We start from the raw sequence: 13,771 nt of genomic DNA, 5'->3' as shown, positions 1-13,771 counted from the left end.
CCTGGAGACCTTGCATGCCGTACCTGATCGAAACCTTCGACAAGCCCAATCACCAGCACGTGCGCCAGGCCAACCGGCCCACGCACCTGGATTACCTGGAAGCCAACAAGCAGCTGCTGCTGGCTTGCGGCGCGAAGCTGAACGACGACGGCAGCGATGGCGGCGGCGGGATCTACATCCTCGACGTCGATACGCGCGAGGCGGCCCAGGCCTTTATCGAGGCCGATCCGTTCCACCAGGCGGACCTGTTTGCCGAGGTCAGGATCGTGCGCTGGCGCAAGGCTTACCTGGACGGCGTGCGCCATCTCTGAGCTGATATCTGAGCCGTTCTCATGAAACGATGGAAGCAACGACCCGAAGGCGCCAACTGGGGCGATTTCGGCGATGACGACCAGCTTGGCCGCCTGAACCTGATCACGGCGGACTGCGTGCGGGCCGCCGCCCAGGAAATCCGCAGCGGCCGTACGTTCTGCCTGTCGCTGCCGCTGGACCTGCCCGGCGGCAACGTGCTGAACCCGCGCCGGCATCCGCCGGTGCTGCGGCCCACGTTCCGCGGCGACGTCGCGTACGTCAACTTCCCGCTGGCCAAGGTGGACCCGCGCGCGCTGGATGTGCTCAGCGACGACCAGGTGCTGCTGTCGATGCAGTACTCCACGCAATGGGATTCGCTGGCGCACGTGGGCGCGTTGTTCGATGCCGACGGCGACGGCGTGGCCGAGCGCGTGTACTACAACGGGTTCCGGCCCAATACCGATATCGTCGGGCCGGTGGACTACGCCGAAGCCGACCACTTCGCGGCGCACGCCTGCGGCCACGATCATAGCCACGCCGAGGCGCTGGGCATCGAGACCTTCGCCACGCACGGCATCCAGGCGCGCGGCGTGCTGGTTGACCTGGCGCACCACTACGGCCGCGAATGCCGCACGGTGGGCTACGACGACCTGATGCGCGTGATCGACGCCGACCGCGTGGAGGTAGGCCGCGGCGACATCCTGGTGCTGCGCACCGGGTTTGCCGAGATGCTCGTGGAAATGGCGGGCCAGCCCGACGCCGCGCTGCTGCACAACAGCTGTTGTGCGCTGGACGGGCGCGACGAGCGCCTGCTGCAGTGGATCACGGACACCGACATCGCCGCGATCGCGGCAGACAACTACGCGGTGGAACGCTATCCGGCGCGGCCGGTGCCCGACAGCGCCGGGCCGGTGCCGATGCTGCCGCTGCATCACCACTGCCTGTTCAAGCTGGGTTTGCCGCTGGGCGAACTCTGGCACCTGCGCGACCTGGCGGCTTATCTGCGTGCCGAGGGCCGCCACCGTTTTTTCCTGTCGGCGCCGCCGTTGCGGCTGCCCGGCGCGATGGGATCTCCTGTGACGCCGGTTGCCACCGTCTGATGCCGCCACGCGCCTGTCACCCCCATTAATCAAGAAGGAGCCGCCATGCTGTTCATGGTCGAAATGACTGTCCGTATCCCCCATTCGCTCGATCCGCAGGTGGCGGACAAGATCAAGGCCGACGAAAAGGCCTACTCGCAGCAACTGCAGCGCGACGGCAAGTGGCGTCACCTGTGGCGCGTGGCTGGCCAGTACGCCAACGTGAGCATCTTCGACGTCAAGGACGCCGACGAGCTGCACGCGATCCTGACGGCGCTGCCGCTGTATCCGTACATGGAAATGAAGGTCACCGCGCTGGCGCAGCACGGTTCGGCCATCGCCCAGAACTGAGCCGGAGCCCGATCATGCCCTTCGCCGAACTGTCCGCCCCGTCCAGCGTCAAGCTCCACTACCAGCTCGATGGCGATGCCAGCCTGCCGGTGCTGGTGCTGTCCAACTCGCTGGGCACCAGCTTCGAGATGTGGCAGCCGCAGATGGCTGCACTGACGAAGCATTTCCGAGTGTTGCGCTACGACACGCGCGGCCATGGCCAGTCGGCCGTGACCGAGGGCCCGTACCGCATCGCCCAGCTGGGCGGCGATGTGATCGCGCTGCTCGATCACCTGGGCCTGCAGCGCGTGCATTTCTGCGGCCTGTCGATGGGCGGCATCACGGGCATGTGGCTGGCGCTGCACCACGCCGACCGCCTGCAGAAGCTGGTGCTCTGCAATACGGCTGCCTATATCGGCCCGCCCGAGAACTGGACCAACCGCGCCGCCGCCGTGGAGCGCGATGGTGTAGCGTCGATCGCCGCCGCCGTGGTCGACAAATGGCTGACCCCCGATTTCGCCGCGCAGCAGCCGGAACTGGTCCAGCACCTGCGCGCCATGCTCGGCGCCACCGATGCGCGTGGCTACGCCGCCAATTGCCTGGCCGTGCGCGATTCCGACCTGCGTGCCGACATTGGCCGCATCACCACGCCCACGCTGGTCATTGCCGGCTCGGGCGATATCCCGACACCGCCCGCCGATGGCCGCTATCTGGCCGATACCATCCCCGGCGCGCAGTACGTCGAACTGTACGCCGCGCACCTTTCCAACCTGCAGCAGGTGGACGGGTTCAACCAGGCGGTGGTGAAGTTTCTTGCCAGCTGACAATCGCCAGGCCGCCATTCGGTTGTAGCATCGCCGCCTGACACAGCTTGTGGACGCGGGAATGGCGAATCGATCGAAAGGGTGGCGAATAGCGATGGCGTTGCTGGGCAGCGTGCTGCTTGGCGATGCCCTGATGCTGGCGCTGCGGGGCGTGATGAATTTTGGCGTGGTCGTGCCGGGCGTGCTCGGACTGGCCGCGCTTGCCCTGGCGGCGCGCTGGCACACGGTGGCGCGCTGGCGCCGCACGTATCCGGGCGCGGCGTGGCTATGGCGCGCCGGCTGGGCAATCCTGATCGTCTGGCTGCTCAGCGTCGCCGTCTTCTTCCGCTTCCTGAGCCATGGCGCCCATGCGCCGACCACGCTCACCGCGCCTGACGCAGCCATGCAGCCGCCGGCGGCCATCCTCGTACTGGGGTCCGGATCGCCCAACTGCGAGGTATCCCCCACGCTGAAGTCTCGCCTCGACACGGGGCTGGCGCTGGCCCGCCAGTGGCCGGCGGTGCCGGTCGTGGTGACCGGCGGCCGCGATTTCGGGGGGCTCGACTGCACCGAAGCCGGCTTGATGGCCGACTATCTGGTGCGCCATGGCCTGGCGCCGCAACGCGTGCTGCGCGAGGACCGCAGCACCAGCACCGAGGAGAACATGCGTTTCTCGCGCCAGGTGCTGGCACAGCATGGCATCGGCGCCGACGCGCCACTGGCGATGGTGACCAGCGACTTTCACCTGCTGCGCGCCGAGCGCATTGCGCGCAAGGCCGGCTTCGGCGCGGTGTCGGGCGTGGCTGCGCCGACGCCGCTGTACGTGCGCTACAACGCCTGGCTGCGCGAATACTTCGCCTATATCAGCGGCTGGGCGCTGGGCGAGTACTGATCAGACCGGGATGCCGAAATGGTCCGCGCGGGCCATCGGCCAGTACTTTTCCCACAGGCTGAAACGCAGGTTGCCGTTGATCAGGTCGCCCGGCTGCAGGAAATCGAACAGCTCGGACATCGGCTTGACCTCGCTGGGCGACAGACGCCGCACGATATGGTGCGGGGTCAGTTCGCCGGGCGAATGCAGCCCGGCCGCCTGCAGCAGTTCCTGCAGCGCATGCACCGTATGACGATGGAAATTGGCCACGCGCTCGGCCTTGTCCGGCACCACGATGGCGCGCTGGCGGACCGGGTCCTGCGTGGCCACGCCCACGGGGCAGCGGTCGGTGTGGCACTTCTGCGCCTGCACGCAACCCAGCGCGAACATGAAGCCGCGGGCCGCATTGCACCAGTCCGCCCCCATCGCCAGCGTGCGGGCAATATCGAACGCGCTGATCAGCTTGCCGCTGGCGCCCACGCGAATCTTGCCGCGCAGGTTGGCGCCGACCAGCGTGTTGTGGACCAGCAGCAGCCCTTCCTGCAGCGGCACGCCGATATGGTCGACAAACTCCAGCGGGGCCGCACCGGTGCCGCCTTCGGCGCCATCGACCACGATGAAATCCGGCAGGATTCCCGATGCCAGCATCGCCTTGACCACGCCAAAGAAATCCCACGGATGGCCGATGCACAGCTTGAAGCCGGTGGGCTTGCCGCCCGACAGGTTACGTAGCCGATCGACGAATTGCAGCAGTTCCAGCGGCGTGGAGAATTCGCTATGGGCGGCGGGCGACACGCAATCGACACCCATCGGCACGCCGCGCGTGGCCGCGATTTCGGGCGTGATCTTGGCGGCTGGCAGCACCCCGCCATGGCCCGGCTTGGCGCCTTGCGACAGCTTGACCTCGATCATCTTGACTTGCGGGTCGGCTGCCTGCCTGGCGAACAGCTCGGGGTCGAAACTGCCATCCGCGCGGCGGCAGCCGAAGTAGCCCGAGCCCAGTTCCCAGATCAGGTCGCCGCCCTCGGCGCGGTGATAGGGCGAAATCGAGCCCTCGCCAGTGTCGTGGGCGAACCCGCCAATCTTGGCGCCGCGGTTGAGCGAGCGGATGGCGTTGGCCGACAGCGCGCCGAAGCTCATCGCAGAAACATTAAAGGCCGAGATGTCGTAGGGCTGGGCGCGGTCGGCCCCCACCGTGACGCGGAAATCGGCCGACGGGATTTTGGTCGGGGCAAGCGAGTGGCTGATCCATTCGTAGCCCGGGCGCTTGACGTCAGATTCGGTGCCGAACGGACGGCTATCCACCTCGTTCTTGGCGCGCTGGTACACCAGGCTGCGCTGGGCGCGCGAGAAGGGCGCCTCGGACGTATCGTCCTCGATGAAGTACTGGCGGATTTCCGGGCGGATGAATTCCAGGAAAAAACGCGCGTGACCCCAGATGGGGTAGTTGCGCAGGATGGCGTGGCGGCGCTGGAGCAGGTCGTGGGCGCCCACCAGGCATAGCGCCAGCGGCAGCGCCACCCACCACCACGACACGGCACGCGTGGCCGCCAGGGCGGTCAGGACGATCAGGCCGCAGGCTGACAGGGCCACGGCCCCATAACGACGCTCGAACATGTGAGGGACTCTTCCGGTTTTTGGCAACCCTGGATGATCCCGCGTATAGGGCGGCAAGTGAAGTGCCGTCACGGGAAACGCTGTTTTGAGAATCGGACAACAAAATGCGATTAACCGCCGAATGATCGCGCTGCACCCGGTGGGTTGGACGGCGGCAAGCGGGACGGACAGCGAGTTAATAACGCCATTAACCGCCAATAAGTGATCGCCAGCGCATTTCGCGGCGCGATGGTGCAGCGCCGCGTTTGCGCCGGCAGGGCGGTGGGATACAGTACCCCGCAGACCGATAAGGAGACAGCGATGGACCTGCGGCAACGCGAGCACATCGAAACCGTGGTGCATGCCACCACCTGGCTGCCCCTGCCTGCCGAATCCGCCGCGCCAATCGGGCACGACGCGATGATCCAGAACTCGTGGCGGCGCTGCGTCCATCAGTACGGCCTGGACCCGTCACGCATGCAAGAGGCGCGGATCGTGGAGCCGTCGTGCCTGCGCGAGCACCAGCAGCGGATCGACGACTTCGCACGCATCGCCCGGCACGGGCTGGAATCGCTATATGGTCACGTCGCCGGCCTTGGGTATGTGGTGCTCCTGACCGATGCCCAGGGGGTGACCGTCGACTATATCGGCGATGCCAATACCGACGCCGCGCTGCGTCACGCGGGCCTCTACCTGGGGTCGGAATGGAGCGAAGCCGGCGCGGGCACCTGTGCCGTCGGAACGGCGTTGGTCACGGGCGAGGCGCTGACCGTCCATCAGGCCGATCACTTCGATGCCACGCATATCCCGCTGACCTGTACCGCCGCGCCGCTGTTCGACACGCAGGGCCGGCTCAACGCGATTCTGGACATCTCGGCGCTGACGTCGCCCGAGGCCAAGGCCAGCCAGGGCCTGGCGCTGCAGATGGTGCGCATCTACGCCGCCCATATCGAAAACGCCAACTTCCTGCGCGTCCATCACCGGGACTGGATCCTGAAGCTCAATGTCGCGCCGGAGTTCGTCGATGTCAGCCCCGAATACCTGCTGGCGCTCGACGCCGCAGGCCGCATTGTCGGCTGCAACAACCGCGCCAGACGCATGCTGGAGGGCGAAAGCCCCGGCACGCCCGTGCTGGGGCAGTCGTTCGAGGCGCTGTTCGATGCCCGGATCGACGATCTGGGGCGCTTTGTCTATTCCCGGCCCAGCGAACAGCGGCTGGTGGCATTGCACCGTAGCGGCGGCCTGCTGTACCTGAGCGTGATGCCGCCCGCGCTGCGCTGGCAGTCGCGACCTGATGCGCAACCCGTGGCGGCACTGCCGGCCGCGCTGGCGGCCCTGAGCGGCGGCGACTCTGCCATGCAACAGCAGCTGCAACGCGCGGCACGGCTGGTCGATGCGCGCATCCACCTGCTGATTCACGGCGAGACCGGCAGCGGCAAGGAATACTTCGCCAAGGCGCTGCACCAGGCCAGCGCGCGTCGGGCCCAGCCATTCGTGGCGTTCAATTGCGCGGCGATTCCCGAAACGCTGATCGAAAGCGAACTGTTCGGCCACCTGCCCAACAGCTTTTCCGGGGCCGGGGCGCGCGGCAAGCGCGGCCTGATCCAGGAGGCCGATGGCGGCACGCTGTTCCTCGACGAGATTGGCGACATGCCGCGCGACCTGCAATCGCGGCTGCTGCGCGTGCTGGCCGAAGGCGAGGTCCTGCCCATCGGCGCCACGCGGCCGGTGCCCGTCAATGTGCGCGTGATCTCGGCCACGCACCACCGGCTGGACCAACTGGTGGAAACCGGCCAGTTCCGCGAGGATCTCTATTACCGCCTGAACGGCGCGCGCTTCGAGCTGCCCCCGCTGCGCGAGCGGCAGGACCTGGACTGGCTGATCGACAAGATGCTGGCCGGCGGCGATGCCGGGCAGCGGGCCGCGCCAGGGCCGCGCAATCCGCGAACCGTGACGCTGGCCGACACCGCGCGCCAGCGGCTGCATGCCCACCGCTGGCCCGGCAATCTGCGCGAGCTGCGCAATGTCATCGAATACGCCTGCGCGATCTGCCACGGTGGCGTGGTCACGCCCGATGACCTGCCCGACGGATTCGGTGCCAGCGCCCCGGCAGGCGCCGCGTTGCGTTCGGCCGATGCGGAAGCCGAGGCCCGGGCGGTGCCGCCCGAAGCTACACCCGAGGCCATGCTGCTGATGCAGTACCTGCGCGCGTCGGGCTGGAACCTGAGCGCGGTGGCGCGGCAGATCGGCATCAGCCGCATGACGCTATACCGGCGCATGGAGCGGTACGGCATCGCGTCGCCCAACCGGCGCGATGGCAGCCAGCCGTGACGACTGTCCAGCCCAGGACACCTGTACTGTGACACCTGTCACACCCTGACCCGGCGCAATGGCGTGCGGCCTCCGGGTTATCCCGTGGGGCCGCACACCATTTCCCGCGATTTCCGCCCCTGGCATCGCCGCCAAGTCCCTGGCACACCCATTGCAAAGACCCTGTCACGACAAGAGCGACAGGAGACAGGACATGGGCGTACCGCTGGTCGGCATCATCGCCAATCCCGTATCGGCGCGCGATATCCGCCGCGTGATCGCCAACGCCAACAGCCTTCAGCTGGCCGACCGCGTCAATATCGTGCTGCGCCTGCTGGCCGCGCTGGCGGCCAGCGGCATCGACCGCGTGATGATGATGCCGGACCGCGAGGGCCTGCGCGTCATGCTGAACCGGCACCTGACGCGCCACCAGGGGCCCGATGCCCGCCTGCCGGCGGTGGACTTCATCGACATGCCGGTGACCGCGCGCGTCGACGATACGCTGCACGCCGCCCGTCATATGGCCGAAGCCGGCGTGTCCGTGATCATCGTGCTGGGTGGCGACGGTACGCACCGCGCCGTGGTGCGCGAATGCGGCGCAGTGCCGATTGCCGGGCTTTCCACCGGCACCAACAACGCCTTCCCCGAAATGCGCGAGCCGACCATCACCGGGCTGGCCGCGGGGCTGTACGCCACCGGGCAGATTCCCGCGGGCCGCGCGCTGGCGTCGAACAAGCGGCTCGATATCGTGATTCGCGATGCCGATGGCGGCTTCCGGCGCGATATTGCCCTGGTCGATGCCGTGATCGCGCACGAGCAGTTCATCGGCGCCCGTGCGCTCTGGCGGGCCGACACGCTGGCCGCCGTCTACGTGGCCTATGCCGATCCGCAGGCAATTGGCCTGTCGGCCATCGCCGGGCTGCTGGAGCCGATTGGGCGGCGTGAGCCGGGCGGCCTGGCCATCGAGCTGGCACCGGCCGGCGAGGGCGCCTTCGATCTGCTGGCGCCGATTGCGCCGGGCCTGCTCTGCACCGTGCCGATTGCCGGCTGGCACCGCATTGCGCACGCGCGGCCGCACCGTGTGCGCCAGCGCGCCGGCATCGTCGCGCTGGACGGCGAACGCGAGCTGGCGTTCGGGCCGCACGACGAGGTAACCGTCACGTTGCACGACCACGCGTTCCGCAGCATCGACGTGGCGGCCTGCATGCGCTACGCCGCGTGCGAGCAGCTGATGCGCAGCGTGCCGGCGCTGACCTGAGCCGGCCCCCCTTCATCCCACCATCACAAGGCAGTACCACCACCAAAGGAGACGACCATGAGCGCCAGCACTTCGCAGTCAGCGCAGCTGCCCCTCGACAAGGAGACATTGCTGACCGTGTACCGCAAGATGCGGACGATCCGCGATTTCGAGGAACGCCTGCATGTGGATTTCGGCCGGGGGGATATTCCCGGCTTCGTGCACCTCTACGCCGGCGAGGAGGCGGCGGGCGTGGGCATTCTTCACCATCTGCACGATGGCGACCGCATCGCCAGTACGCACCGGGGCCACGGCCACTGCATCGCCAAGGGGGTGGACCCGGTGGCGATGATGAAGGAGATCTACGGCAAGAAGGGCGGTTCGTGCAACGGCAAGGGCGGGTCGATGCATATCGCCGACCTGTCCAAGGGGATGATGGGCGCCAACGGCATCCTGGGCGCTGGCGCACCGCTGGTCTGCGGCGCGGCGCTGGCGGCCAAGTTTCGCGGCAAGGGCGAGGTCGGCATCACGTTCTGCGGCGACGGGGCGTCGAACCAGGGCACTTTCCTGGAAAGCCTGAACCTGGCGGCGGTGTGGAACCTGCCGGTGATCTTCGTCATCGAGAACAACGGCTACGCGGAATCGACGTCGCGCGACTATGGCACGGCCGTCGACAGCTATGTCGATCGCGCGGCCGGCTTCGGCATTCCGGGCGTGACCGTGGACGGCACCGACTTCTTTGCCGTGCACGAGGCGGCCGGCGAGGTCATCCGGCGTGCGCGCGAAGGGGGCGGCCCGTCGCTGCTGGAATGCAAGATGGTCCGCTTCTACGGTCACTTCGAGGGCGACGCCCAGACCTATCGCGGCGCGGGCGAGCTGGACGATATCCGGGCCAACAAGGACTGCCTGAAGCTGTTCACGCGGGCCGTGACCCAGGCCGGCGTGGTGACGCGCGACGAGTTCGATGCCATCGACCGCGAGGTGGCCGCGCTGATCGACCACGCCGTGCAGGAGGCCAAGGCGGCGCCGCTGCCGGGGCCCGAAGACCTGCTGACCGATGTCTACGTGAGCTACTAAGCCATTCCAAAACAAAGGAGACAGCATCATGGCCCGCAAACTCAGTATGAAGCTGGCGATCAACGAGGCGATCGACCAGGAAATGACCCGCGATCCGAGTGTGATCATGCTCGGCGAGGATATTGTCGGCGGCGCAGGGGCCGACGGCGAGAAAGACGCCTGGGGCGGTGTGCTCGGCGTGACCAAGGGGCTCTATGCCAGGCACGGCGACCGCCTGCTTGACACGCCGCTGTCCGAATCGGCCTACGTGGGCGCCGCCATCGGCGCCGCTGCCTGTGGCATGCGCCCGATCGCCGAGCTGATGTTCATCGACTTCATGGGCGTCTGCTTCGACCAGATCTTCAACCAGGCCGCCAAGTTCCGCTACATGTTCGGCGGCAAGGCCGAAACGCCGGTGGTGATCCGCGCCATGGTCGGCGCCGGTTTCCGCGCGGCCGCGCAGCACAGCCAGATGCTGACGCCGATCTTCACGCATATCCCGGGGCTGAAGGTGGTGTGCCCTTCCACGCCGTACGACACCAAGGGCTTGCTGATCCAGGCCATCCGCGACAACGACCCCGTGATCTTCTGCGAGCACAAGAACCTGTACGGGCTGGAGGGCGACGTGCCCGAGGGCGCCTACGCGATCCCGTTCGGCGAGGCCAATATCGCGCGCGACGGCAAGGACGTGACCATCGTCAGCTATGGCCTGATGGTGCATCGCGCGCTGGAGGCGGCGGCCACGCTGGCCAGGGACGGCATCGAGGCCGAAGTGATCGACCTGCGCACGCTGTCGCCGCTGGACATGGACACCGTGCTCGAATCGGTGGAAAACACCGGCCGCCTGGTGGTGGTGGACGAAGCCAGCCCGCGCTGCAATATCGCCACCGACATCGCCGCCCAGACCGTGCAGCAGGCGTTTGGCGCGCTCAAGGCCGGCATCGAGATGGTCTGCCCGCCGCATACGCCGGTGCCGTTCTCGCCGACGCTCGAAGACCTGTATATCCCCAGCGCAGCCCGCATCGTGGAAGCCGCGCGCAAGACCATGAAGGGAGGCAAGCACTGATGGCCGCAGCAATCACCCCGATCGTGATGCCCAAGTGGGGCCTGTCGATGAAGGAAGGCACCATCAATGCCTGGCTGGTCGACACCGGCGCAGAGATTACCGTGGGCATGCCGATCCTCGATGTGGAAACCGACAAGATCGCCAACGCCGTGGAAGCCCCCGACGCCGGCACGCTGCGGCGCAAGGTGGCCGAGGCGGGCGACGTGCTGCCTGTGAAGGCGCTGCTTGGCGTACTCGCACCCGATGAGGTCAGCGATGCGGAAATCGACGCGTATGTCGCCAGCTACGAGACGCCGGCCGACGACGAAGATGAAGACGAAGCCGGCCCCGCCTATCAGTTCGTGGAGGTCGACGGCCTGCGCGTCCGCTACGCCCGCAGGGGCCACGGCGCGGAGGCGGTGCTCTTCCTCCACGGCTTTGGCGGAGATCTGGACAACTGGCTGTTCAACCTCGATCCGCTGGCGGACACGTACACCGTGGTGGCGCTGGATCTCCCGGGGCACGGACAGACCACGCCCCGCCTGGCTGGCACGACGCTGGCGGAGATGGCCGGCTTCGTGACCCGCTTTCTTGACGCGCTGGACATCGGCCAGGCGCACCTGGTGGGCCATTCGATGGGCGGCGGCATTGCCGCGCAACTGGCCGTGGACGCCCCGCACCGCGTGCTGTCCGTCGCGCTGGTGTCCCCGGTGGGCTTTGGCGACGAGATCAACAACGGCTACACGGAAGGCTTTGTCAACGCGCAGTCGCGCCGCGACCTGAAGCCGGTCATCGAACTGCTGTTCGCCAACCCCGATCTGGTCAGCCGGCAGATGCTGGACGACCTGCTGCGGTACAAGCGGCTTGACGGCGTGCCCGAGGCACTGGCGGCACTGGGCGCCAGCCTGTTCGCCGATGGCCGCCAGCGCGAGCAACCGGGCCGGCGCCTGGCCGAGGCGGGCAAACGCACGCTGGTGATCTGGGGCGCCCGGGACCAGGTCGTCCCGCCCGCCCACGCGGAAAACGCCCCGGCTGGCGCCACCGTGACGGTGTTCGACGATGCCGGCCACATGAGCCAGATGGAAAAGGCCGGCGAGGTGAACGGGCTGCTGAGAGGGCACCTGGCGGGGTAGGGCGGGGCGGACAACAGCTGGCTTCGCCAGAGATGGTCGCCCCTCTCCCATTTATGGGAGAGGGGCGGGGGAGAGGGCGAGCCTCTCGGGATGCGAGGGTCTCGATTTGGACCGCCGCGCCCTCTCCTCCGACCCCTCTCCCGCGCTGCGGGAGAGGGGAGCAAACCGACAGCAACAACCCGCAGACCGACCTCAAATCACCCCCCCATTGACCCGCAGCGTCTGCCCGTTGACCCACGCCCCGTCTGCACCGGCAAAGAACGCCACGGCGTTGGCGATATCCTCCGGCGTGCCCAGGCGTTCGAGCGGCGCCATCCTTGCCATGCGGTCGATCAGTTCCGGCGACTTGCCGTCGAGGAACAGCTCGGTGGCGGTCGGCCCCGGGGCTACGGAATTGACGGTGATATTGCGGCCGCGCACCTCCTTCATCAGCACGGCGGTCAGGGCTTCCACGGCCGCTTTCGAGGCCGCGTAGACGCCGTAGGTTGGCATCAGCAGGCCCACCAGGCTGGACGACAGATTGATGACACGGCCGCCGTCGCGCAGGCGCCGTGCCGCCTCGCGCAACGTGTTGAACGTGCCCTTTACGTTGATATGCATGACGCTGTCGAACAGCGCGTCGTCGGTCTCGGCCAGCGTGGCGAGCTTCATGATGCCGGCGTTGTTGACCAGCACATCGACGCCACCAAACGCCGCCTCGGCTGCGGCGAACATGCGGGCCACGGCAGCCGGGTCACTGACGTCGGCCTGATGGGTGAGGGCGCGGCCGCCGGCGGCCTCGATGTCCGCGGCCACGGCTTCGGCTTCGCGGGCACTGCCGGCGTAGTTGACGACAATCGTGAGGCCGTCGGCCGCCAGGCGTCGGGCGATGGCGGCGCCGATGCCGCGCGAGGCACCTGTCACGATGGCGACGCGAGTCGGCTGGGAGGGGGTTGAAAGGGCGGCGGTCATGGCTGGGCTCCGGTCGGTCATGGGTGGTGGGCAACCGCGTCTGGCTGCGGTGTCACTGCACTATGCGCGAGAGTCTGGTTTGGATAATCGGTCTAGAATTGCCAGCACTTGTTCTGTCGTGGAAACAATGTGTTCATAAGCGTATTAAAAGGCACAAAAAGGGGCGCGGATGGACCGATTCGACGCAATGCGGCTTTACACACGGGTGGTGGAGCGCCGCAGTTTCACGCTGGCTGCCAGCGACATGGAGGTGCCCCGTTCCACGGTGACCAAGGTGATCGCCGACCTGGAAAAGCGCCTGGGCGTGCGGCTGCTACAGCGCACCACGCGCGTGGTGCGGCCCACGCTGGACGGCGAGGCGTATTACCGCCGATGCCTGCGCATCCTTGACGACATCGAGGACGCCGAGGGCGGCTTCAGCGGCGCCGAGCCGCGCGGCATGCTGCGGATCGAGGTCCAGGGCACGCTGGCTCGCCATTTCCTGATGCCCGGCTTTCCGGATTTCCTGAGCCGCTACCCCGACCTGCAGATCACGATGAGCGAAGGTGACCGCTGGGTCGACCTGGTGCAGGAGGGCGTGGACTGCGTGCTGCGCTACGGCAGGCTGCCCGACAGCGAACTGGTGGCCCGCCAGGTGGCCATGCTGGATCGTTTGACCTGCGCCACGCCCGCCTACCTGGAACGCTTCGGCACGCCGTCCGATCTCGCATCGCTGGCGGGCCACCGGATGGTGGGTATCCGCCAGATGAGCACGGGCAATGTCACGCCGCTGGAGTTCGAGGTTGGCGACGACCTGAAGCGCCTGTCGCTGCCGTGCCCGCTGGCCGTCACCGGCACCGAGAGCTATCTGGCCGGTATCGAACTGGGCCTTGGCATCGCCCAGGTGCCGCGCTTCCATATCGTCGAGCAGCTCCGGCGCGGCTCGCTGGTGGAGATCCTGCGCGACACGCCGCCGCCGTCGCAGCCCGTGTCGCTGCTCTATCCGCGCTCGCGCCAGCTATCGCCCCGTGTGCGGGCGTTCCTGGACTGGGCGGCGGGGGAGTTTGCGCGGAGCCGGTTGCTGGCCTGA

General features: G+C 67.6%; 13 protein-coding genes. 11 read left to right on the top strand and 2 right to left on the bottom strand.

What is annotated here, in order from left to right; all coding sequences use genetic code 11:
* Window positions 1–14: 14 nt before the first annotated feature.
* The 5 genes from AC3FJ6_RS18865 to AC3FJ6_RS18845 all read left to right on the top strand — a co-directional run bounded on the left by AC3FJ6_RS18865 (window position 15) and on the right by AC3FJ6_RS18845 (window position 3,395).
* A complete protein-coding gene (locus AC3FJ6_RS18865) occupies window positions 15–311 on the top strand; it encodes a YciI family protein (protein ID WP_488773244.1) in 297 nt (98 codons plus the stop codon).
* Window positions 312–332: 21 nt separating this feature from the next.
* A complete protein-coding gene (locus AC3FJ6_RS18860; RefSeq protein WP_488773243.1) occupies window positions 333–1,391 on the top strand; it encodes a cyclase family protein in 1,059 nt (352 codons plus the stop codon).
* 45 nt (window positions 1,392–1,436) lie between these two features.
* Window positions 1,437–1,721 carry a muconolactone Delta-isomerase gene (catC, locus tag AC3FJ6_RS18855; RefSeq protein ID WP_488773242.1) on the top strand — a complete coding sequence of 95 codons (285 nt, stop codon included), beginning with the start codon at window positions 1,437–1,439 and terminating at the stop codon, window positions 1,719–1,721.
* A gap of 14 nt (window positions 1,722–1,735) precedes the next feature.
* Window positions 1,736–2,524, top strand: a complete 789-nt coding sequence (pcaD, locus tag AC3FJ6_RS18850; RefSeq protein ID WP_488773241.1) for a 3-oxoadipate enol-lactonase — start codon at window positions 1,736–1,738, stop codon at window positions 2,522–2,524.
* A 94-nt stretch (window positions 2,525–2,618) separates the two neighbouring features.
* A complete protein-coding gene (locus tag AC3FJ6_RS18845) occupies window positions 2,619–3,395 on the top strand; it encodes a YdcF family protein (RefSeq protein WP_488773240.1) in 777 nt (258 codons plus the stop codon).
* On the opposite strand, the gene AC3FJ6_RS18840 is transcribed toward AC3FJ6_RS18845, so the two are convergent.
* Window positions 3,396–4,991 carry an FMN-binding glutamate synthase family protein gene (locus AC3FJ6_RS18840; RefSeq protein WP_488773239.1) on the bottom strand — a complete coding sequence of 532 codons (1,596 nt, stop codon included), beginning with the start codon at window positions 4,989–4,991 and terminating at the stop codon, window positions 3,396–3,398.
* Between the two features lie 300 nt (window positions 4,992–5,291).
* Between AC3FJ6_RS18840 and AC3FJ6_RS18835 the strand changes: the two genes are divergently transcribed.
* The 5 genes from AC3FJ6_RS18835 to AC3FJ6_RS18815 all read left to right on the top strand — a co-directional run bounded on the left by AC3FJ6_RS18835 (window position 5,292) and on the right by AC3FJ6_RS18815 (window position 11,751).
* Window positions 5,292–7,301, top strand: a complete 2,010-nt coding sequence (locus AC3FJ6_RS18835; RefSeq protein ID WP_488773238.1) for a sigma-54-dependent Fis family transcriptional regulator — start codon at window positions 5,292–5,294, stop codon at window positions 7,299–7,301.
* A 193-nt stretch (window positions 7,302–7,494) separates the two neighbouring features.
* Window positions 7,495–8,538 carry an ATP-NAD kinase family protein gene (locus AC3FJ6_RS18830; protein ID WP_488773237.1) on the top strand — a complete coding sequence of 348 codons (1,044 nt, stop codon included), beginning with the start codon at window positions 7,495–7,497 and terminating at the stop codon, window positions 8,536–8,538.
* A 57-nt stretch (window positions 8,539–8,595) separates the two neighbouring features.
* Window positions 8,596–9,594, top strand: a complete 999-nt coding sequence (locus tag AC3FJ6_RS18825) for a thiamine pyrophosphate-dependent dehydrogenase E1 component subunit alpha (RefSeq protein WP_488773236.1) — start codon at window positions 8,596–8,598, stop codon at window positions 9,592–9,594.
* A 28-nt stretch (window positions 9,595–9,622) separates the two neighbouring features.
* A complete protein-coding gene (locus tag AC3FJ6_RS18820) occupies window positions 9,623–10,639 on the top strand; it encodes an alpha-ketoacid dehydrogenase subunit beta (RefSeq protein WP_153947901.1) in 1,017 nt (338 codons plus the stop codon).
* A complete protein-coding gene (locus AC3FJ6_RS18815; protein WP_488773235.1) occupies window positions 10,639–11,751 on the top strand; it encodes an acetoin dehydrogenase dihydrolipoyllysine-residue acetyltransferase subunit in 1,113 nt (370 codons plus the stop codon). The genes AC3FJ6_RS18820 and AC3FJ6_RS18815 overlap by 1 nt, the downstream gene beginning before the upstream one ends.
* Window positions 11,752–11,943: 192 nt before the next feature.
* On the opposite strand, the gene AC3FJ6_RS18810 is transcribed toward AC3FJ6_RS18815, so the two are convergent.
* On the bottom strand, window positions 11,944–12,702 hold the full coding sequence (locus AC3FJ6_RS18810; RefSeq protein ID WP_488773234.1) for an SDR family oxidoreductase: 759 nt from the start codon (window positions 12,700–12,702) through the stop codon (window positions 11,944–11,946).
* 169 nt (window positions 12,703–12,871) lie between these two features.
* Here AC3FJ6_RS18810 and AC3FJ6_RS18805 point away from each other — a divergent pair, with 169 nt between their 5' ends.
* Window positions 12,872–13,771 carry a LysR family transcriptional regulator gene (locus tag AC3FJ6_RS18805; RefSeq protein WP_488773233.1) on the top strand — a complete coding sequence of 300 codons (900 nt, stop codon included), beginning with the start codon at window positions 12,872–12,874 and terminating at the stop codon, window positions 13,769–13,771.

The sequence above is a fragment of the Cupriavidus sp. 94F1 genome (genome assembly GCF_057798875.1).
This window is presented reverse-complemented; position numbering and strand designations above follow the sequence as displayed.